Raw genomic sequence first — 19,215 nt, 5'->3', positions numbered from 1 at the left:
ATTCAACCATAAACAAGTCATCAGGGAGACTGGCGTGAGCCATGAAACAGGCGCCTCGGCGCGTCCATCGCTGGACCGTCCGAGCCTCTTTGCCGGGATGGACCCCGACCACCCTGAACACACTGCAGGCGGACAGCCACCCGTGGGGCTGCTGTCCACGCTGGAGTCGGCGCGCCAGCCCGCACGGGGGGCCCCCTCCACGCGACGCCGGCAACCGCAACACCGTGCCCGGTGGCAGAAGCGAGCCGCCGTCGTGCTGATGGCGGGTGGCGCGCTGGCCTTGCTGGCCACGTTCTCGATGGTGGTCCAGGAAGGCAATCCCGAGGCTTCGCGGTGGGCGGCGGCCCCCCACACCAACGTGGCGTCGGCGCCCGCAGCTGTGGCCTCCGCGGCGCACAGTGCGACGCCCAAGGCACCGGGATCGGGCGGGCCGCTGGCTGCCCTGACCGCCCCGGCCCCGGCTGCACGCATCGAGAACGTCGCTCCCGATCCGACTGCGGGCTCGCCCCAGACGGCCGCAGCCGCGAGTGCCGTGGCGGCGGCACCGAGCAACGCGTCGACCTCGGGAAGCGAGCAAACCCGAGGCCAGCCGTCGCCCGCCCCGCTCGTGGCATCGACCGACGCCCCGGCAGATGCTCAGGCCACGAAGGCCCACCAGCCGGGCAAGCCCCCCCGGACGGACATCGCGCGGGCGGAACGCTCCGAGCGCGGGCGGCATGCAGAGCGCACGGCTTCGGCCCCCCGCGCCAACCGACCGGGTGCCGACGACGTCGCGCTGGTACAGGCCCTGATGACGCACACCCGCCCCCGCCAGGCCGCCCCGGGTGCGGGCACGACGGTGGCCGCAGCAGACTGGGCAACGTGCAAGGCGCTGACCGGCGCCCAGGGTGCCACCTGCCGCGCGCGCTACTGCGTGCAGCACCCGCGAGACCCGGTCTGCCACGCAGACTGAGCGGCCCCGGCGCTGCGCGATGCTAGGCTGCTGCTATGCAGCGATTCGCGCAGCTCTACACCGAACTGGACGCCAGCACCGCCACCCGCGACAAGGTGGCGTCGTTGCTGCGCTACTGGCGGGATGCCGGGCCGCAGGACGCCGCATGGGCGGTGTACTTTCTGTCGGGCGGCCGGCCCCGGCGGGCCATCAACACCACCGAGCTGCGCCGGTGGGCCGCTGAGGCAGCTGGCATCGACGAGTGGCTGTTCGAGGTCTCGTACCAGGCGGTGGGCGATCTCGCGGAGACCATTGCCCATCTGCTGCCGCACACGCAGGCCGAGACCCTCGAGACGCGGGAGGCCACCGCCCTGCCCTTGCACCGTTGGCTTCAGGAACGGCTGCTGCCATTGCGCGGCCAGCCGATCGAGGCGCAACACGTGGCCTTGCGCGCGTGGATGGCCCCGCTCGACTGGGCGCAGCGCTTCGTGCTGGTCAAGCTGATTGGTGGGGGCTGGCGCGTGGGCGTGAGCAAGCAGCTGGTGATCCGATCGCTGGCCGAGCACGCCGGACTGCCCACCACGGTGGTGGCCCAGCGCCTGATGGGCTACACCGATGCCCGCCATGCCCCCGATGCCGACGCGTATGCGCGGCTCATCGCGCCCCTGGACGGGGATGCCGATGAACCCCAGGGTACCCAGCCCTATCCCTTCTTTCTGGCCCACCCACTGGAAGAGGCCGATGCGCCGGGTGGCGCGCACGAGACCGTGCTGGGCCCACCAGCCGACTGGCTCGTCGAATGGAAGTTCGATGGCATCCGCGCGCAGATCGTGCGCCGCGATGGCCAGGTCGGCATCTGGTCACGAGGCGAGGAGCTGATCACCGAGCGCTTTCCCGATCTGGTGGCGCTCGCGCAGCACTGGCCGGATGGCACGGTGCTCGATGGCGAGATTCTCGCCATCCGTGACGAGCCTTCACCCGGGCTGGATCTGCCCTTTTCACCGGCCCCGTTTGCCCAACTGCAGCAGCGCATCACGCGTCAGAAGCTGACGGCTGCCTGGCTGCAGAAGGTGCCGTGCGCGTTCATCGCCTACGACCTGCTGGCTTGGGCGCATCAGGATCTGCGGCGTCAACCGCAACGGCTGCGACGCCAGCTGTTGGAAGCGCACCGCACGGCGCTGCGCGACCTCGTTTTGTCGCCACTGCCGAGCCGGCCGGAAAAGCCGCTGCCGTGGGCCGAGCTGGCCACCCTGCGCCAGCAGGCACGCGAACTCGGTGTCGAGGGCTTCATGCTCAAGCACCACGCCGCCTGCTATGGCGTGGGCCGCACGCGCAGCGAGGGCATCTGGTGGAAGTGGAAGACCGAGCCGATGACGGTCGATGCCGTGCTGATCTATGCGCAGGCCGGCCACGGTCGCCGGGCCAGCCTGTACACCGACTACACGTTTGCCGTGTGGAACCGCCCCCCGCGCGACGACGCCGAAGTCCTGGCCGTGCTCGATGCCATCTCGGCCGGGCAGCCCCCGGATCCCGAAGGGCTGCAGCTGGTGACCTTTGCCAAGGCCTACTCCGGGCTGACGGATGCCGAGATCACGCAGGTCGACAAGGTGATCCGCCAGACGACGCTGCAGAAGTTCGGGCCGGTGCGGGCGGTGCGGCCCTCGCTGGTGTTCGAGCTGGGCTTCGAGGGGATCGCACCCAGCCCGCGCCACAAGAGCGGTCTGGCCGTGCGCTTTCCCCGGATCCTGCGCTGGCGGACCGACAAACCGCTGCGCGAAGCGGATACCCTCGAATCCCTGAGGCGATGTCTGACCGGCTACAGTGCCGGCAACAATTAGAGTGCCCCTCTTCCGACAGGAACCGACATGAACAGCCCTTCCCTGCGCGCCATCGACCCCCACGCCACCGAGGCCGACGACGATCAAGGCGTGCCTGTGTCCGTGAAGATCCGCGAGCGCCTGAAGGCGGCGCAGCGGCGCTTTCACGCGAATGACAACATTGCCGAGTTCATCGAGCCGGGCGAGCTGGAAAAGCTGCTCGATGAGGTGCAGGGCAAGATGAGCGCCGTGCTGTCCAGCCTGGTGATCGACACCGAGAGCGACCACAACACGCAGGACACCGCGCGGCGTGTCGCGAAGATGTACCTCAACGAGATCTTCAAGGGGCGATACCACGCTGCGCCGCCGGTCACCGAGTTTCCGAACGCCGAACGGCTGAACGAGCTGATGATCGTTGGCCCGATCACCGTGCGCAGCGCGTGCTCGCATCACCTGTGCCCGATCATCGGCCGGGTGTGGATCGGCATCATGCCCAACGAGCACTCGAACCTGATCGGGCTGTCGAAGTACGCGCGTCTGATCGACTGGGTGATGAGCCGCCCGCAGATCCAGGAAGAGGCCGTGACCCAGGTGGCCGACCTGCTGCAGTCGCGCATGAGCCCCGACGGCCTGGCCGTGGTGATGGAAGCCGACCACTTCTGCATGCACTGGCGCGGCGTCAAGGACATGGACTCGAAGATGATCAACAGCGTGATGCGCGGCTCCTTCCTGAAGGACCCGAACCTGCGTCGCGAATTCCTCTCTCTGGTCAACCACAAGAAAGGCTGAGCCATGCTGGTTCGACTGCTGTATGCGAGCCGCGCCAAGGTGCCGCTGACCCCCGAAACCATCGACGCGATCCTGGCCGCCTCGCGCAAGGACAACCCGCAGCAGGGCATCACGGGCCTGCTGTGCCACAGCGGCGACATCTTCATGCAGGTGCTGGAAGGCGGCCGGGAGCAGGTCAACCAGCTGTACACCCGCATCTGTCAGGACACCCGCCACCACGATGTGGTGCTGCTGCGCTACGAAGAGATCACCGAGCGGCGCTTTGCCGGCTGGACCATGGGGCAGGTGAACCTGGCGCGCGTCAACCCGTCGACGCTGCTGAAGTACTCCGAACGGCCGGTGCTGGATCCGTATGCGGTGTCCGGCGAGGTGTCCATGGCCTTGCTGGAAGAGCTGATCGCCACGGCCTGCATCGTCAGCCGCCAGAGCTGACCTCCCGCGGGTGACATGTCTGCAGCCGCCCCGACCTGGCTGCTCGGCCTGGATTTCAGCAGCGCGCCCAGCGCTCGCAAGCCGCTGACCCTGGCCTGGGGCCGCCGCGCCGGCAGCGTGGTGCGACTGGAGCGGGTGGATGAACTCCCCACGCATGCAGCGCTGAGCGCCCTTCTCGACCCCGCGGCGCCGGGCCCACTGGCCAGCGGGTTCGTGATGGGCTGCGACTTTCCTTTCGGATTGCCACGTGTGTTCGTGGAGGCGCTCGCCACGCGGGGGCCCGGCCTGCTGCCACGCTGGCTCGGAGGGCATGATCCCGTGCCGGGCGTGGCGCCCGAGCTGGCTCATGCACTGAGTGAGACCGAACGCCTCATCCGGGCCCTGCACGCGCACTGCGAGGACCGGGCCGGTTTTCAGCGCCTCGTGGATGGCTGGGGCGACACCTGGCATGCCGACCGCCCCCCGGGGCCCAGGCTGGCACACCGCACGGCCGACCTCGCCATCCCCGACATGGTCAGCACCAGCCCGCTGCAGACCCGCTATGTGCCAGTGGGCAAGATGTACTTCGAGGGCCTGATGCGCCTGGTGGCGGCCAACCTCGCTCTGCCCGGCCAGCGGGAAGGCCGCCCGTACGCCGTGGCGCTGGAGGCCTACCCCGGCTGGCTGGCGCGCGAGGTGCTGGGCCGGCGCAGCTACAAGAGCGACACCGTCGCCACCGACGACCGCCTGATTGCCCGCAAGGACCTCGTCGCGGCACTCGAGCAGGGCCGCACGCGCCTGGGCCTGCGGCTCAAGTTGTCGGCGGCCCAGCACGATGCCCTGGTGGCCGACCCGAAAGGCGACCGACTGGACGCCGTGCTGTGCCTGATCCAGGCCGCCTGGGGGCAGCAGCGCGCGGAAGCGGGCGACGCCCGGTATGGCATCCCGGCCGGCATCGACCCGGTCGAAGGATGGATACTCACGGGATGAGTGAACCGACCTTTCCGATGACCCAGGTACTGGGTCAACCCGCCGTGCAGATCCAATCCCCCGACGGGGCCCGGGCGACCGTGCTGCTGCACGGGGGGCACGTGGTCTCGTGGATTCCGGCCGGTGGCCAGGAACAGCTGTACCTGTCGCCGCGCGCGGTGGCCGGCGAAGGCCAGGCGGTGCGGGGTGGCGTGCCGGTGATCTTCCCGCAGTTCGAGCAACGCGGCCCGGACGTGAGCCTGCCGCGGCATGGTCTGGCGCGCAACCGCGCCTGGCGCCTCGAAGGCGGCCACGCCGGACGCGACCACGCGCAGGCCACGTTCGTGCTGCAGGACGATGAGGCCACGCGGGCCATCTGGCCGCATGGCTTCACGCTGGAGTTGACGGTGTCCGTCAGCGGCGGGCGCCTGGATCTGGAGTTGTTTGCCGAGAACACGGGCACGACCACCTGGCCGTTTGCCGCAGCCCTGCACACCTACCTGGCCGTGTCCGACCTGCAGCAAGTGCGTCTGCAGGGTCTGGAAGGCTGCCGCTATGTCGACAGCCTGCTGCGCACCGAGACCATCGAGGACCACCCGGAAAAGCGCTTCCACGGCGAGATCGACCGGATCTACGAGAAGGTGCCGGCTGGCCTGCTGCTGCGGGATGGCCCGCGTCGCCTGGCGATCGAGACCGAGGGCCTGCCGGATGCGGTGATCTGGAACCCGGGCCCCGAGAAGTGCGCGGCGCTGAAGGACATGCCCCCCGACGGCTGGCAGCACATGCTGTGCGTCGAAGGGGCCCGGGTCTTTCAGCCGGTCACGCTCGGGCCGCAGGAAAACTGGACAGGCCGCCAGAGCTTCACGCTGCTGAGCGCCTGAAGCCGGGCGTTCAGGGCGCGGGCACCGCGAAGGGCAAGGCCGCGCTGGCCGTGAGCCATGCGCCGGATGGGTGGCCGACCCAGGCACGGGCACGCATCGTCTGCCCGCCATTGAGTACGTACAGGTGGCGGATGCTGCTCGCCGTCGACGTGGCGGACAGCCCGTCGCCGAACAGCCAGGTGGCGTTGCTGCCGCCCGCCAGGCCGGAGAGTTGCAGCGTGCGCTGGCTGCCTGACGCGCTGGCCGTCAGACCGAGGCGGGGCAGATCGACGCGGGCCGAGGCATCGACCACGCCGGGCCACAGGCCGGCCGTCGGCACGTTGAATGCAGTGTTGCCCGACGCAGTGAAGCCGCCCGCCAGCCAGGTGTGTACCCCGGCGACAGCCATGGCCATGTTCTGGAACTGGTTGCTGGCAAAGCGCACACCGCCGGCGGCGCGCTCGGCGTTGATCAGGACGCCACCGCCCCAGTCTCCGCCACTGCCGCCGAACCAGTTGCCCGACAGCGTGAGGCCCGACAGGTTGGCGTTGACACCGCACAGGCACACGCCCCAGCCGTGCAGGCCCGCCGCAGCGCTGCCCTCCAGCAGCAGGCGATTGCCCTGGATCTGCATGGCCGACGCACCGCTGGTGACCGGGCTGGCGATGATGCCGACGTAGCGACGCCCGGCATCCCCCGCCCACCGGCCGGCTTCACGTGCGATGGTGTTGCCGCTGAGCACGGGCGCCCGGGTGAGGGACCACTCGCCGCAGATGCCGCAATCGCGCGCGTTCTCGATGTGGTTGCCTGTCACCCGCATGCTGCCGGACACGGGCCCGTTGTTGAACTTGTAGATGCCCGAGTGGCTGTCGTAGACCGCGTTGCCGTCCAGCGTGACGCTGTCGAGGATGGCCACACCGAGGCCGATGGCAAAGCCCTGCACCACGTTGCGCTGCACCGCCAGGGTGCCCGCACCGCCGAGTTCCATGCCCCAGCCGCGCTCGCTGTTGTCGCAACCCGCACCGCATCGCAGCACGTTGCCCTGAATCACCACGCTGTCGCCCGACACCACCGACATGCCGATCAGTTCGCGCTGGTCGGCCTCGAAACGCCAGTCGGACAGCACGTTGTCGCGGATGACGAGGCCGCGCAGGTTGCTGCCCTGCACCTCGATCCCCATGCGTCGCATGCCCGACAGGCGGTTCTGCGCGACCTCCGTGCCGGTGATCTCGAAGAAGTGCATGGCCTGGTAGACCCGGCCCATGCTGTTGTTGCGGATGACGCTGCCCGAGACACCGTGGCCGATCAGCGCGGTGTTGGTGTCGATGTTGTCGAACACGTTGTGCTCGATCACGCCGTCCTCGAAGCCGACGATGTGCAGCGCATGCATGCGCGTGTGGTCGGACTCGGGCGCCGCGGTCGGGCGGTTGACGTTGCGGAAGGTGTTGTTCACCACGCGGTTGCCCGAGCCGGCCAGGATGACCGAGGCCCCGTCGAACACGAGGTTGTAGAGGTTGAAGCGGTCGGCGCGCCCGCGGTAGGCCGCATCGATCAGGTGACCGGAGGCCCCCGTCCAGCGCAGGGTGGCGGTGGTGCTGGCGCACAGGGTCAGATCGGACCGGGGCAACAGCATTGCGGAGATCTGATACACGCCCGCAGGGAACACGAACGTGGTCCCGGCCGGGGCCGTGTTGATGGCCTGCTGCAGCGCGGCGGTGTCGTCCACGCCGTCATCAGGCCGGGCGCCCAGCGTGTCGACCGACACGGCTTGCGTCTCGGCACATGCGACGCGCGCGGTGGAGGAGGCGCCCAAGGGCGTCACCGCCAGCACGAGGCCGGACGCCTGAGCCGTTTCGTCCGCACCGGCTGTGGGCGCCAAGGCCACCGAGCCCGGTGTGGCTGCGCCACCACCACCACCGCATCCTGCCAGCGCGCCCGCCAACAGGCCGACCGCCAGAACCACACGCTTGAACATCCCGGATTGCCTTACTTGCTGCCTGATCGGCCAGGCGGCCGGGCTTCTGACCTGCGCAATGGCAGCCGGCCCGTCCTCACCCCATTAAACCCCTGACATGACACCCGGACCATCCGGACCGCCATGAATTGGACGGAGTATTCGTCAGAACGCGGATGAAGACGTGTCAAATCCTCACGAGCAAGCCGGTCGACACAATGCGTTTCAACTCGTGGCCAGAAGTTGCGTCACGTCGGCCGTGAGCTTGTCCGCGCCCATGCCGTAGCGCACGAACAGCCGCACGCGGCCGGCCGGGTCGAACAGGTAGCCGCCCGCGGTGTGGTCGATGGTGTACTGGTCGCCCTGGGTGGGCACCTTCTGGTAGAAGACCTTGAACTCGCGGCTGGCCGCGTCGGTCTCTTCCTTGGTGCCACGCAGGCCGATGAAGTCCTTGTCGAGGTTGCCGAGGTAGGCCTTCAGCACCTCGGGCGTGTCGCGGTCGGGGTCGACGGTGACGAACACGCCTTGCACCTTGTTGCCATCGGGGCCCAGGCGCCGACGCACCTCGGCCAGCTCGGCCATGGTCGTGGGGCACACGTCGGGGCACTGCGTGAAGCCGAAGAACACGAAGACGACCTTGCCCTTGAACTCGTCGAGCGACCGGGGGTGACCGTCGAAGTCCTTCAGCTTCAGCGTGCGGGCGTAGTTGGCCCCGGTGATGTCGACGCCGTTGAAGGCCGCCTTGGGTTGAGGCGGGGTGGACGAGGGCTTGTCGCAGGCAGCCAGCAACAGGGCGGACACCGCCGCCAGGCCCAGCCGACGGCGGCCGGGAGAAAAACGCATGCGCATGGTGGTCTATAGGATCCAGTAGTGGTCGACCAGCAAGGCAGCAAACATCAGCATCAGGTGGATGATGGAGAAGCGGAAGGTCTTGCGGGCCAGTTCGTCACTGTAACGCCGCCACAGCCGCCACGCATACGCCACGAACAAGCCGCCCAGCACCAACGCGCTGGCCAGGTAAAACCAGCCGCTCATGCCGTAAATGAAGGGCAGCAGGCTGCCAGCCAGCAGCACCACGGTGTACAGCAGGATGTGTAGCCGCGTGAAGGCGTTGCCGTGCGTGACAGGCAGCATCGGCAGCCCGGCACGAGCGTAGTCCTCGACGCGGTACAGCGCCAGTGACCAGAAATGCGGCGGCGTCCACAGGAAGATGATGAGGCACAGCATCAGCGCCTCCGGGTCGACGGAACCGCGCATGGCGGCCCAGCCGAGCACGGGCGGCATCGCGCCCGACGCGCCGCCTATGACGATGTTCTGCGGCGTCATGGGCTTGAGCAGCACCGTGTAGACGATGGCGTAGCCCACGAAGGTGGCCAGCGTGAGCCACATGGTGAGCAGGTTGACCCACACGGCCAGTACCACCATGCCGAGTCCACACAGCACGGAGCTGAACAACAGCGTCTGGGTGCGCGACAGCTCGCCGCGGGCCGTGGGGCGCCAGGCGGTGCGCTTCATGCGCGCGTCGATGCCTTGCTCGACCAGGCAGTTGAAGGCGGCTGCCGCCCCGGCCACCAGCCAGATGCCGGCACAGGCGGCCACCGCCGTCAGGGCCTCGGCGGCCGTCGGCACACCGGGCACGGCGAGCAGCATGCCGATGACCGCACAGAACACGATGAGCTGCACCACGCGCGGCTTCGTGAGGACGTAGTACTGGCGCCAACTGGACAGCAGGGCCGGCGCGGCGGCGACCTGGGGCGAGGCGATCGTGTCAGGCATGGTCGTCTCCGAAGGATGGGGACCGGCAAAGGGCCGACAGCACGAGAGGGGTGGAATCGACTATGGCGCGCGTTGCAGCCGGTTTGTAGCGTGAAGACCCTTGGATGCCCTCACCATGGCACCCGCGGGCCGCGCCCAGCCGGGCAACACCAGCAGGCGCACCAGCCACCACACCAGCAACGCCGCACCCAATGTGTGGGCCAGCGCGGCCACCAGCGGCCAGTTCAGCACCACATTGCTGAGCCCGGTGAGCAATTGCCATGCCCCCAGCCCAAGCAGGACGCGGCCCTCGCGGCGCCAGACGGTATGACGCCGCAGACCCCAGCCATAGACCAGCAGGGCCAGCAGCACGACCACAGCCATGAGGCGATGGGCCATGTGGATGGCCGTGAGCGCCGGGAGGGCAATCCAGCCCCCCTGTCCGTTCTCGCCCAACGGGCGCCACAGCGTGAAGCCGGTCGCGGCGTCCATCTCGGGCCACCACCGACCCTGACAGGTCGGGAAGTCGGCGCAGGCCAGCACGGCATAGTTGCTGCTGACCCAGGCGCCCAGCGCGATCTGCACGGCCAGCAAAGCCAGCACCAGCATGCCCGCACGGCGCCAGGGCGACGAGGCCCAGACCTTGGTGGTCTCGCGCTCATAGCGTGAGCCTGCCGGGTGCAGGGCCCGCACCTGTGCGGTCAGCAGCCCCACGCCCAGCAGCGCCCCCAGCAGGTGCAGCGTGACGATGAGGGGCTGCAGCTTCGACGTGACCGTGAGGGCCCCGAAAGCCCCCTGCACGCACACCCACACGAAGGTCAGCGTGGGCCACCATGGCGAGAGCGCACCGGGTGCATGCCGCCGCCGCCATGCCGCCACCATGAGCCCGGTGATCAGCGCCCCGACGGCTGTGGCCAGGTAGCGGTGCAGCATCTCGATCCAGGCCTTGTGGTGGGTGACGGGGCCATGCGGACGCACGGCCTGCTCGGCCGCGATGGCGGTCTTCGCTCCCCAGGGACTGGTCTCGCCATAGCAGCCGGGCCAGTCCGGGCAGCCCAGCCCCGAGTCGGTCAGGCGGGTGAAGGCACCGAAGACGACGAGGTCGAGTGTCAGAAACAGGGTGGCGACCGTGAGCACCCGCTGCCAGGCAGCCCAGCCGCGCACGCCCTGGCGGCGAGCGCGCCACGCCACCAGCGCCGTCGGGACCAGCGCCAGGGCAGCGCCCAGCACCAGCATCTCCAGCACAGGATTCAGGTCGATCAACGCAGCCATGCCCACCGTGCGCTCCATCCCGGCTCAGCGGCCGGCCTCGTCCCAACTGTTGTTGGCCTTCATCAGGCGAAGAAGGTCCTTCTTGATGTCGGCGGGATCGGCGTCGGCTGGCCAGCGCATCATCCAATCGCCTCGCGGGTCGACCAGATAGAGGTGCGCTGACAGGGCTTGCCCGGCGGCCGGCACCAACCAGCCAGACAGTGCCTCGCGATCCGCCTGCAGCACCCAGGACCCGGGCGCAGACAGGCCGGGCAGCACCGCGGGCCGGGGGGGCTCGCCATCATTGACCAGCCAGACCCGATCGAGTCTGTCCTTGTCCTTGCCCAGCACCTCGCGCAACTGGCGCTGCCAGTAGAGGTGGCGCTCGCACTCGGCCGCGCACGCGCCACCGGCCACGCTCACCAGCAACCACTGGCCCTTGAGCGCGGCCACCGACACGGCGCGCCCTTGCACATCGTGGAGGGCCAGCCGGCCATCAGCCGGCATGGGGCGCGAAGGGGTGATGAGATCGCCGTGGTTGACGCGGCCCTGCGGTCGCAGCACGTAGTACGTGAAGTAGGACGCGATGACGGGTGCCGCACACACCAGCCACACCAGCAGCATCTTGAGGCGGCCGCTGCGCGTGCGCTGGGCCTGAGCCAGATCCTGCTGGGCCAGGCCGTGCACGCTGAACTGCAGCGCGCTGTCGGGCGCCGAGCGGTCATGGGTCGACATGGGCAAGCGTCCGGTCGGCAGCCCGACGGGGGCGGATGAGTTGGTGCCAGACATAGAGTCCCGTGATGAGGGCCGCCAGCGCAAACCACTGAACGGCATAACCCAGATGCTTGCCCTGCCCGTGGTCCACCGCGGGCCACCGACGCCACAACCCATCGCCAGCCGGGGCTTCAGGGGCGGTCGCGTCGGCGCGGGCCAGTTCGGCTCCAGCTTGCAACTGAAGGACGGTGCCCGCCAGCGGGGATTGCCCCAACCACGCGGCCCAGAAGGCGGGGTCGACGTTCTGGCGCAGCACGGGTGCGGCGCCTTTCGGCTGGGGCTCCTGCGCAATCGAATAGACCCGGCTCGGTTCGGCCACCAGACGCCCTTGCACCTCGACGAGGCCGGGCGGGCGTGGCACCGCAGGCAAGTAGGCGGCGTCGCGCGGGGCGGCCGGATCGCGGGGCAACCAGCCACGTTGCACGAGCACGATGGCGCCAGGGCAGGCCGCGCGCTCATCGAGCCGCAGCGGTGTCACGACGATGAGGCCACTGCGTCCGTCCATGCTGCGGTTGTCCAGCAACACGGTGCGCTCGTGCAGCCATTGCCCGCGCAATCGCACCGGCCGCTGCAGAGGCAAGGTGCTTGTCGCTTGCGCATCGCAGGGCCAATCGGCGGCGGTCCAGGTCGGCAGGCTCGCCTGATGCGCCACCTGGTTCGCCAGCGCCGCCTTGGTCTCGGCGCGCCCCAACTGCCAGCACCCCAGCCAGACCGTCAGCCCGGTGGCAGCCAGCGCGGCCAGGGCCACCACCACGCGGCGCCCTGTCCCTTGCGGCTTCGGGGGCAGGGTCATCGCGACTCCCGCGGGGCCGGGCGCCCGGCATACACTGGGCCGATGAAGATCGTCTTCGTCATCGCCCTGGTCGCCATCATCGTGGCGCTGTTTGCCGCCGGTCGCGCCATGCTGCGCGACGGACGGGACGGCGAGCCCAAGAGCAACCGCATGGTGCGCGCCCTGGCCTTGCGGGTGGGGCTGTCGATTGCCTTGTTCGTGTTCATCCTGGTGAGCTACAAGATGGGCTGGATCCAGCCCACCGGCATCCCGATGGGCCAGTGAGTCCGGCCCGGGGGCGTCAGGTCCAGTAGACGATCACGTACAGGCCCAGCCAGACGACGTCCACGAAGTGCCAGTACCAGGCCGCGCCTTCGAACCCGAAGTGCCGCTGTGCCGTGAAGTGCCCCTTCTGCAGTCGCAGCGTGATGAACAGCAGCATCAGCATGCCGACGAACACGTGCAGGCCGTGGAAGCCGGTCAGCATGAAGAAGGTGGACCCGTAGATGCCCGACGAGAGCTTCAGGTTCAGGTGGGTGTAGGCCTCGTAATACTCGTAGCCCTGAAGCATCACGAAGAGCACGCCCAGCAGCACCGTCAGCCACATGAAGGTGAGGCACCGCTTGCGCATGTCTTCACGCAGCGCGTGGTGGGCGATCGTCAGCGTGATGCCGGAAGTCAGCAGCAAGGCGGTGTTGATGGTGGGGATCGGCCACGGCCCCATGGTGCGGAAGGGTTCGACCGTGCCTGCTGGCGAGGCCGTCGCCCCCGCCATCTCGGACGGCCACACGGCCTTGAAATCGGGCCACAGCAGCGCGTTCTCGATGTTGCCCAGCGCCGGCAGCACGTACAGACGCGCCCAGAACAACGCACCGAAGAAGGAGGCGAAGAACATCACCTCCGAGAAGATGAACCACGCCATGCTCCACCGGTAGGAGACATCGATGCGGTCGCTGTACAGGCCGGCTTCGCTTTCGCGTATGGCATCCGAGAACCACTGCGTGAGCACGACGGCCCACCACACCAGCCCGAAAGCCACCGAGTACGGCCCCCAGGCTGCCCCGTTGACCCACTGGCCGGCGCCGAGGATCACGAAGAAAAGGCCGGCAGCCGCCATCATCGGATGGCGGGATGGCCCCGGCACGAAGTAGTAAGGGGCCTGCCCTCTGGGTACTGCGACCGACATGTCTGACTCCTCAGGCCCGCACGGGGCCACGCTGGTTCACGACGACGACAAAACCGACACGCTGCTCACTGCGCCACCCCACTGCCGACGATCCAGCGCACAAGCAACACGAGACCGACCACGAAGGCGATGCCGGCCAGCACACCTGCCACGATCACGTGGATGGGGTTGATGTGCGCCACATCCTGCGCATAGTCGGTCGACTTGCGCACGCCGAAGAAGGACCACGCCACCGCCTTGACGGTCTGCAGGAACGACCCACGCCGCCGCGCCGCTTCGCGCAGGCCATCCGACGATCCGGGCTCGAGCTCGCTCACACCGATCCTCCTGGCACCGCAGGCACACGCCCGCCTACCTCGAAGAAGGTGTAGGACAGCGTGATGGTGCGAACGTCCTTGGGCAGGCGCGGGTCGATGATGAAGGTGACCGGCCAGCGCTTCGACTCGCCCGGCTGGAGCTTGTGTTCTGCAAAGCAGAAGCACTCGAGCTTGGTGAAGTGCGAGGTGGCCTGCTTGGGTGCGTAGCTGGGGATGGCCTGGGCCGCCATGGTCCGGTCCTGGCGGTTGCGGAATTCGTAGACCACCGTGGTGAGTTCGCCCGGATGCACGCGCACCGAGCGCACTTCGGGCTTGAAATCCCACGGGCCGCGGGCATTGGCGTCGAACTCGATGGTGATGGTGCGACTGAGGTCGACCTGGGTGTTGCGGCGCTCGCCCACGGCACCCGGCACCTTCTGCTCACCCAGCGTGAGCACGTTGATGCCGAGGGCCGCACAGATGTGGCGGTACATCGGCACCATGGCGTACCCGAAGCCGAACATCAGCCCCGCCACGACGACCAGCTTGAACACGGTGTCGCGGTTGGCCCGGTGCAGACGCAGCGCGCGGCGCCAGGCAGCATCATGGGGCGGTGTCGACACACTCATTGGGGCGTCAGCAGCACGATCTTGACGATGAACCCGACGAAGAACGCCACCGCCACCGAAGCCAGGATGAGGCCCAGGCGGCGGTTGGCACGAGAATCGGAAGGGGCGTTCATGGCGGTGTGTCCTGTCAGGGCTCCGGCCGTCAGCCCACCACGCGGGTGGCCGTGGCATCCAGCTTGGGCGGGGTCTCGAAGGTGTGGAACGGCGCGGGCGAAGGCACTTCCCATTCCAGGCCTTCAGCACCCTCCCAGGGCTTGGCTGGGGCCGGCTCGCCCTTGCCGCGCATGGCCGGGATCAGCACACCGAAGATGAAGTACACCTGGGCGAAACCGAAGGCAAACGCGCCCACCGAGGCCAGCGCGTTGAAGTCGGCAAACTGCATCGCGTAGTCGGCATAGCGGCGCGGCATGCCGGCCAGGCCCAGGAAGTGCATCGGGAAGAAGGTGACATTGAACGCGATCAGCGACCACCAGAAGTGCAGCTTGCCCTTCCAGTCCGGCACCATGACGCCCGTCCACTTCGGCCCCCAGTAGTAGAACCCGGCAAACAGCGCAAACAGCGAACCCGCCACCAGCACGTAGTGGAAGTGCGCGACCACGTAGTACGTGTCCTGCAGCTGGATGTCGATGGGCGCCACCGACAGGATCAGGCCCGTGAAGCCGCCCATGGTGAACACGAAGATGAAGCCGACGGCCCAGAGCATCGGGCCCTCGAAGGTCATCGAGCCCCTCCACATCGTGGCGATCCAGTTGAAGACCTTCACGCCCGTGGGCACCGAGATCAGCATCGTGGCGTACATGAAGAAGAGCTGGCCCGTGACCGGCATGCCGGTGGCGAACATGTGGTGGGCCCAGACGATGAAGCTCAGGATGGCAATGGAGGCCGTGGCATAGACCATCGAGGTGTAGCCGAACAGCTTCTTGCGGGCAAAGGCCGGCACGATCTGGCTGATGATGCCGAAGGCCGGCAGGATCATGATGTAGACCTCGGGGTGGCCGAAGAACCAGAAGATGTGCTGGTACATCACCGGGTCGCCGCCGCCCGCAGGGTTGAAGAAGCTGGTGCCGAAGTGGCGGTCGGTCAGCGTCATGGTGATGGCGCCGGCCAGCACGGGCATCACGGCAATCAGCAGGTAGGCGGTGATCAGCCAGGTCCACGCGAACATCGGCATCTTCATCAGCGTCATGCCGGGCGCGCGCATGTTGAGGATGGTGACGATGATGTTGATCGAGCCCATGATGGACGAGGCACCCAGAAGGTGCATGGCAAAGATGCCCGCATCCATCGAGGGGCCCATCTGCAGCGTGAGCGGTGCGTACAGGGTCCAGCCCGCCGCAGGTGCGCCGCCCGGCATGAAGAACGAGCCGACCAGCAGCAGCGCCGCGGGAATCATCAGCCAGAAGCTGAAGTTGTTCATGCGCGCGAAGGCCATGTCGGAGGCGCCGATCTGCAGCGGCAACATCCAGTTCGCGAAGCCCACGAAGGCCGGCATGATCGCGCCGAACACCATGATGATGCCGTGCATGGTGGTGAGCTGGTTGAACAGCTCGGGGTTGACCAGTTGCAGCCCGGGCTGGAAAAGCTCGGCACGGATACCCAGAGCCAGCACGCCGCCGATCATCAGCATCGTCAGCGCGAACAGCATGTAAAGCGTGCCGATGTCCTTGTGGTTGGTGGCATAGACCCACCGACGCCACCCGTGCGGATGGTCGTGGGCGTGGTCATCATGGCCGTGAACGTGGCCGTGGCCGCCTTGACCGAGCACTGCACTCATTGGAACGTCCTTTCGTCAACGACGCGTTGTCAGGGCTTCACTTGCGCATGGCCAGCACTTCGGCTGGTTGCACAAGCTGTCCGGTCTTGTTCGACCACTGGTTCTTCGTGTAGGTGATCACCGCCGCGATCTCGGTGTCGGACAGCTGACGCCAGGCCGGCATGATGTTGTTCTGACCATTGAGCAGCACGTGGATCTGCTTGCCCTTGTCGTCGCTGAGCACCACGGGCGAACCATCCAGTGCCTTGATCGCACCGCTGCCCTTGCCATTGGCCATGTGGCAGGCAGCGCAGTTGGCGTTGTAGACCTTCTCGCCACGGGCCACGAGATCGGGCAACGCCCACACCTTGCTCGGGTCATCGGCCTGGGCCTGCAGTTCCTTCTGCTTGGCCGTCACCCATGCAGCGTAATCCTCGGCAGACAGCACCTTCACGTGGATCGGCATGTAGGCGTGCTCCTTGCCGCACAGCTCTGCGCACTGCCCGTAGTAGTCGCCCACCTTCTCGGCGCGGAACCAGGTGTCGCGCACGAAGCCGGGAATGGCATCCTGCTTGATGCCGAAGGCCGGCACCATGAAGGAGTGGATGACATCGTTGGCCGTGGTGATGATGCGGACCTTCTTGTCGACCGGCACCACCAGCGGCTGATCGACCTTGAGCAGGTAGTCATTGCCTTGCGGCGTGCCGGCATCCGACAGCGCGCGGTGTGTGGCATCGAGCGTGGAAACGAATGCGATGCCCTCGCCCTCGCCCTTCAGGTAGTCATAGCCCCACTTCCATTGGTAGCCGGTGGCCTTGATGGTGAGGTCGGCGTTGGTGGTGTCCTTCTGCGCGACCACCACCTTGGTGGCGGGCAGCGCCATGCCGATCACGATGAGGAAGGGGATGACGGTCCAGACGATCTCGACCGTGGTGGACTCATGGAAATCGGCCGGCTTGACGCCCTTGGATTTGCGGTGCTTCCAGATCGAATAGAACATCACGCCGAACACCGCGACGAAGATGGCGCCGCAGATGTAGAGCATCATGTTGTGCAGCCATTGCTGCTCGACGGCGATGCGCGTCACGGGGGGGGGCAGATCGTACTGGCGCACGGCCGGTCCGCCCGGCAGGTCGCTCACGGCATGAGCCACCCCGAAACCCAGCAGCAATGCAGCCGACATCGCCGCACGACATCCGGACAGCGCGGCCTGCGCACGGGCCAGGCCTGCCTTCGGTACCACCTCACTCACTCGCTGACCAGGATCCAGGATCATGTTCTCGCTCGCCATGGGTTGTCGTTGGTCATGAAGGGGCTCCGTGACGGCGCGCCTGACCTGGCACGCCCTCGCCCGCTTACCGGCCGTCGAGGTGACGAAGCGCCCAGCGGAACTCGTCCGCCAGCTGACGCCGGTGTTGTCGCTGCACGAAATCGCCCACCACCACGCTGAGCCCGTGGCCCGAGAGGCGCACCAGAGATTCATCGTGCTGGTCGGGCTCGACCCGCACCCAGCGGGGGTTGAATTCGACGGTGTCGACCCGCCCTGCACGGTGCCGTTCAACCCGCAGCAGACCGGGACGCAAGGCAATCACGTCGCGATCGTCTGCGTGCCGGACCCACATCGTGAGGACCATGCCGATGCCGGCCAACTGCAGACAGGCAAGCGGCGCCACGGCCACGCCCATCAGCCAGAACCCCGCACTGAGCAGCAACGCCAGGGTTGCCAGCAGAAACAGTGCCCGGCCCGCCTGCCAGGGTGTAAGCAGGCGTTCGCGGGCGAGGTGCCATTCGGCAAGCCAGCCAGCGGCCTGGTCAGTGAGGCGCACGCGGGCCTTGCCGGAATGCCGAAGGAGTGCGTCAGGACGCCAGATGCCGAACTGCCAGAGCGCGGGGGCATTCATGCGAACAGACGACAAGGTGGCTGTCATGCCCCACAACTCCTCTGCTGTCGGCGGCTCGGGGGCCGATTCCGGCGGGTGGATCGGGTGACGTCAGGGCCTGTGAACCCCTCGGTCGTGTGACCCATTCTATGCAGGCACTTGCGCCATCTCAATACGGAATCGGGGCCATCTGGCTATGGATAACCCGCTGTCGGCGTTGCAATCGCACCGCAGGGGTTCACCCCTTGTCACCAACGTGGCGCACCATGCGCTTCATGTCGTCGAGCGACACGCGGGTCTCGGCGGCCAGGCGGGGCCGGGGCAGTGGCTTGAGCGCATGGCCATAGACCAGCTCCAGCGTCAGACCCAGGCGGCCATCCGGGCGGCGGCAATGGGTGTGCAGGGCCTCGAGCAAGCGGGCACGCCAGCGTGGTGTGCGCAAGCCGGCATGGCGGCCCACCGCCACGTTGCCGCCCCAGGTGCGCAGTTCGGCCAGCATGGCCTCGGCATCCGGCCAGGTCAGGGTCAGGCGCTCCATGTCCATCACCGGGTCCTGAAAGCCGGCCTTGACAAGTTCATCGCCCAGGTCGTGCATGTCGATGAAATCGACCGTGGGCAAGGGCCAGCCCAGCGCGCGGTACAGATCACGCAGTTCGCGCGCGGTGTCGGGCCCCAGCCCGCTGCACATCAGGAAGCCATTCGTGTCGAGCAGGCCGTGCCAGTGCGCCAGCAGGCCGGGCAGGTCGGCGGCGGCATGCAGCGTCATGTTGGCCCAGACCATCTGCACCCCATCGGCGGGCCAGCCTTCCGGGTGCGGGTCGCCCATCGTGGCCACGGGCGGGGTGGTGCGCCGCCAGCGTGCCCACCAGGGCGAGGCGTGAGATGCCTGCCAGGCCTCCGTGCTGCGGGTGGTGAGCGCCGGTGTGGGCTCGATCACCCAGCGCCGGGCATCGGGATAGCGGGCGGCCACGGGCGACACCCCCTCCCCCAGCCAGGCCGACCAGTCCACCCAGTGGGCGGGCTCGATGCGGATGGGGCCGAGCTTGTCGGCCAGGCGCCGCGCCACCTCGCCATGCAGCCACGGCGGCGACGGCAGGGTCGCGAGGCGGCGGAGCTGGCGCGCCAGGGCGGCGGGCTGGGGAGAAACGGGCGGCAGAGGGGCGTCGGTCATGGGGGCAAAACAGCGTC

Annotated in this window: 21 protein-coding genes; 7 read left to right on the top strand and 14 right to left on the bottom strand. The window is 68.0% G+C overall.

The window, feature by feature from the left end; genetic code table 11:
- Window positions 1-34 precede the first annotated feature (34 nt).
- The 6 genes from DEH84_RS04675 to DEH84_RS04650 are packed head-to-tail and all read left to right on the top strand — an operon-like array spanning window position 35 to window position 5,798.
- The gene (locus DEH84_RS04675; protein WP_159098862.1) at window positions 35-952 is read left to right on the top strand and encodes a hypothetical protein; all 918 of its coding nucleotides are present in this window, start codon (window positions 35-37) and stop codon (window positions 950-952) included.
- A gap of 35 nt (window positions 953-987) precedes the next feature.
- Entirely contained in the window at window positions 988-2,769 is a 1,782-nt protein-coding gene (locus DEH84_RS04670; RefSeq protein WP_109035205.1) for an ATP-dependent DNA ligase, read from the top strand.
- A gap of 27 nt (window positions 2,770-2,796) precedes the next feature.
- Entirely contained in the window at window positions 2,797-3,537 is a 741-nt protein-coding gene (gene folE, locus DEH84_RS04665; RefSeq protein WP_109035203.1) for a GTP cyclohydrolase I, read from the top strand.
- 3 nt (window positions 3,538-3,540) lie between these two features.
- Window positions 3,541-3,969 (top strand): BLUF domain-containing protein, encoded by a 429-nt coding sequence (locus tag DEH84_RS04660; protein WP_109035201.1) that lies wholly within the window; start codon window positions 3,541-3,543, stop codon window positions 3,967-3,969.
- 15 nt (window positions 3,970-3,984) lie between these two features.
- Entirely contained in the window at window positions 3,985-4,938 is a 954-nt protein-coding gene (locus tag DEH84_RS04655; RefSeq protein ID WP_109035199.1) for a DUF429 domain-containing protein, read from the top strand.
- Window positions 4,935-5,798 (top strand): D-hexose-6-phosphate mutarotase, encoded by an 864-nt coding sequence (locus DEH84_RS04650; RefSeq protein WP_109035197.1) that lies wholly within the window; start codon window positions 4,935-4,937, stop codon window positions 5,796-5,798. The genes DEH84_RS04655 and DEH84_RS04650 overlap by 4 nt, the downstream gene beginning before the upstream one ends.
- 10 nt (window positions 5,799-5,808) lie before the next feature.
- Here DEH84_RS04650 and DEH84_RS04645 read toward each other — a convergent pair whose 3' ends face one another.
- The 6 genes from DEH84_RS04645 to DEH84_RS04620 form a co-directional block, all read right to left on the bottom strand.
- Entirely contained in the window at window positions 5,809-7,752 is a 1,944-nt protein-coding gene (locus DEH84_RS04645) for a glycosyl hydrolase family 28-related protein (RefSeq protein WP_109035195.1), read from the bottom strand.
- Between the two features lie 204 nt (window positions 7,753-7,956).
- The gene (locus DEH84_RS04640) at window positions 7,957-8,574 is read right to left on the bottom strand and encodes an SCO family protein (protein ID WP_109038223.1); all 618 of its coding nucleotides are present in this window, start codon (window positions 8,572-8,574) and stop codon (window positions 7,957-7,959) included.
- Between the two features lie 12 nt (window positions 8,575-8,586).
- On the bottom strand, window positions 8,587-9,507 hold the full coding sequence (cyoE, locus tag DEH84_RS04635; RefSeq protein WP_109035194.1) for a heme o synthase: 921 nt from the start codon (window positions 9,505-9,507) through the stop codon (window positions 8,587-8,589).
- 60 nt (window positions 9,508-9,567) lie between these two features.
- On the bottom strand, window positions 9,568-10,758 hold the full coding sequence (locus DEH84_RS04630) for a COX15/CtaA family protein (protein WP_109038222.1): 1,191 nt from the start codon (window positions 10,756-10,758) through the stop codon (window positions 9,568-9,570).
- A gap of 24 nt (window positions 10,759-10,782) precedes the next feature.
- The gene (locus DEH84_RS04625) at window positions 10,783-11,472 is read right to left on the bottom strand and encodes an SCO family protein (protein WP_109035192.1); all 690 of its coding nucleotides are present in this window, start codon (window positions 11,470-11,472) and stop codon (window positions 10,783-10,785) included.
- The gene (locus DEH84_RS04620; protein WP_109035190.1) at window positions 11,459-12,304 is read right to left on the bottom strand and encodes an SURF1 family protein; all 846 of its coding nucleotides are present in this window, start codon (window positions 12,302-12,304) and stop codon (window positions 11,459-11,461) included. Before DEH84_RS04620 ends, DEH84_RS04625 begins: the two co-directional genes overlap by 14 nt.
- A 42-nt stretch (window positions 12,305-12,346) precedes the next feature.
- Here DEH84_RS04620 and DEH84_RS04615 point away from each other — a divergent pair, with 42 nt between their 5' ends.
- Entirely contained in the window at window positions 12,347-12,568 is a 222-nt protein-coding gene (locus tag DEH84_RS04615) for a twin transmembrane helix small protein (protein ID WP_109035188.1), read from the top strand.
- Window positions 12,569-12,584: 16 nt separating this feature from the next.
- On the opposite strand, the gene DEH84_RS04610 is transcribed toward DEH84_RS04615, so the two are convergent.
- The 8 genes from DEH84_RS04610 to DEH84_RS04580 all read right to left on the bottom strand — a co-directional run bounded on the left by DEH84_RS04610 (window position 12,585) and on the right by DEH84_RS04580 (window position 19,198).
- On the bottom strand, window positions 12,585-13,469 hold the full coding sequence (locus DEH84_RS04610; RefSeq protein ID WP_109035186.1) for a cytochrome c oxidase subunit 3: 885 nt from the start codon (window positions 13,467-13,469) through the stop codon (window positions 12,585-12,587).
- A gap of 65 nt (window positions 13,470-13,534) precedes the next feature.
- Window positions 13,535-13,786 (bottom strand): DUF2970 domain-containing protein, encoded by a 252-nt coding sequence (locus DEH84_RS04605; RefSeq protein WP_245932682.1) that lies wholly within the window; start codon window positions 13,784-13,786, stop codon window positions 13,535-13,537.
- Window positions 13,783-14,394: a cytochrome c oxidase assembly protein gene (locus DEH84_RS04600; RefSeq protein ID WP_179950615.1), complete on the bottom strand. Its 612-nt coding sequence runs from the start codon at window positions 14,392-14,394 to the stop codon at window positions 13,783-13,785. Before DEH84_RS04600 ends, DEH84_RS04605 begins: the two co-directional genes overlap by 4 nt.
- Window positions 14,391-14,507 (bottom strand): cytochrome oxidase small assembly protein, encoded by a 117-nt coding sequence (locus tag DEH84_RS19300; RefSeq protein ID WP_218929761.1) that lies wholly within the window; start codon window positions 14,505-14,507, stop codon window positions 14,391-14,393. The genes DEH84_RS04600 and DEH84_RS19300 overlap by 4 nt, the downstream gene beginning before the upstream one ends.
- Before the next feature lie 29 nt (window positions 14,508-14,536).
- Window positions 14,537-16,168: a cytochrome c oxidase subunit I gene (gene ctaD / locus DEH84_RS04595; RefSeq protein WP_109035184.1), complete on the bottom strand. Its 1,632-nt coding sequence runs from the start codon at window positions 16,166-16,168 to the stop codon at window positions 14,537-14,539.
- Window positions 16,169-16,205: 37 nt separating this feature from the next.
- Window positions 16,206-17,330: a cytochrome c oxidase subunit II gene (gene coxB / locus DEH84_RS04590; protein ID WP_109038219.1), complete on the bottom strand. Its 1,125-nt coding sequence runs from the start codon at window positions 17,328-17,330 to the stop codon at window positions 16,206-16,208.
- 172 nt (window positions 17,331-17,502) lie between these two features.
- Complete coding sequence (locus DEH84_RS04585) at window positions 17,503-18,075, bottom strand: DUF2244 domain-containing protein (RefSeq protein WP_109035182.1); 573 nt, start codon at window positions 18,073-18,075, stop codon at window positions 17,503-17,505.
- A 190-nt stretch (window positions 18,076-18,265) separates the two neighbouring features.
- Window positions 18,266-19,198 (bottom strand): class I SAM-dependent methyltransferase, encoded by a 933-nt coding sequence (locus DEH84_RS04580; protein WP_109035180.1) that lies wholly within the window; start codon window positions 19,196-19,198, stop codon window positions 18,266-18,268.
- Window positions 19,199-19,215 lie beyond the last annotated feature (17 nt).

The organism is Aquabacterium olei, assembly GCF_003100395.1.
GTDB classification, from domain to species: Bacteria; Pseudomonadota; Gammaproteobacteria; order Burkholderiales; family Burkholderiaceae_C; genus Aquabacterium; species Aquabacterium olei.
Note: the sequence above shows the minus strand (reverse complement) of the source record. Positions and strands in the feature narration are given on the sequence as shown.

What these genes read in the sequence shown, in the direction of transcription:
- DEH84_RS04670 (WP_109035205.1), top strand. Translation starts at nt 988, where the DNA reads ATGCAGCGATTCGCGCAGCTCTACACCGAACTGGACGCCAGCACCGCC.
- folE (WP_109035203.1), top strand. Translation starts at nt 2,797, where the DNA reads ATGAACAGCCCTTCCCTGCGCGCCATCGACCCCCACGCCACCGAGGCC.
- DEH84_RS04660 (WP_109035201.1), top strand. Translation starts at nt 3,541, where the DNA reads ATGCTGGTTCGACTGCTGTATGCGAGCCGCGCCAAGGTGCCGCTGACC.
- DEH84_RS04655 (WP_109035199.1), top strand. Translation starts at nt 3,985, where the DNA reads ATGTCTGCAGCCGCCCCGACCTGGCTGCTCGGCCTGGATTTCAGCAGC.
- DEH84_RS04650 (WP_109035197.1), top strand. Translation starts at nt 4,935, where the DNA reads ATGAGTGAACCGACCTTTCCGATGACCCAGGTACTGGGTCAACCCGCC.
- DEH84_RS04645 (WP_109035195.1), bottom strand. Translation starts at nt 7,752, where the DNA reads ATGTTCAAGCGTGTGGTTCTGGCGGTCGGCCTGTTGGCGGGCGCGCTG.
- DEH84_RS04640 (WP_109038223.1), bottom strand. Translation starts at nt 8,574, where the DNA reads ATGCGTTTTTCTCCCGGCCGCCGTCGGCTGGGCCTGGCGGCGGTGTCC.
- cyoE (WP_109035194.1), bottom strand. Translation starts at nt 9,507, where the DNA reads ATGCCTGACACGATCGCCTCGCCCCAGGTCGCCGCCGCGCCGGCCCTG.
- DEH84_RS04630 (WP_109038222.1), bottom strand. Translation starts at nt 10,758, where the DNA reads ATGGCTGCGTTGATCGACCTGAATCCTGTGCTGGAGATGCTGGTGCTG.
- DEH84_RS04625 (WP_109035192.1), bottom strand. Translation starts at nt 11,472, where the DNA reads ATGTCGACCCATGACCGCTCGGCGCCCGACAGCGCGCTGCAGTTCAGC.
- DEH84_RS04620 (WP_109035190.1), bottom strand. Translation starts at nt 12,304, where the DNA reads ATGACCCTGCCCCCGAAGCCGCAAGGGACAGGGCGCCGCGTGGTGGTG.
- DEH84_RS04615 (WP_109035188.1), top strand. Translation starts at nt 12,347, where the DNA reads ATGAAGATCGTCTTCGTCATCGCCCTGGTCGCCATCATCGTGGCGCTG.
- DEH84_RS04610 (WP_109035186.1), bottom strand. Translation starts at nt 13,469, where the DNA reads ATGTCGGTCGCAGTACCCAGAGGGCAGGCCCCTTACTACTTCGTGCCG.
- DEH84_RS04600 (WP_179950615.1), bottom strand. Translation starts at nt 14,394, where the DNA reads ATGAGTGTGTCGACACCGCCCCATGATGCTGCCTGGCGCCGCGCGCTG.
- DEH84_RS19300 (WP_218929761.1), bottom strand. Translation starts at nt 14,507, where the DNA reads ATGAACGCCCCTTCCGATTCTCGTGCCAACCGCCGCCTGGGCCTCATC.
- ctaD (WP_109035184.1), bottom strand. Translation starts at nt 16,168, where the DNA reads ATGAGTGCAGTGCTCGGTCAAGGCGGCCACGGCCACGTTCACGGCCAT.
- coxB (WP_109038219.1), bottom strand. Translation starts at nt 17,330, where the DNA reads ATGTCGGCTGCATTGCTGCTGGGTTTCGGGGTGGCTCATGCCGTGAGC.
- DEH84_RS04585 (WP_109035182.1), bottom strand. Translation starts at nt 18,075, where the DNA reads ATGACAGCCACCTTGTCGTCTGTTCGCATGAATGCCCCCGCGCTCTGG.
- DEH84_RS04580 (WP_109035180.1), bottom strand. Translation starts at nt 19,198, where the DNA reads ATGACCGACGCCCCTCTGCCGCCCGTTTCTCCCCAGCCCGCCGCCCTG.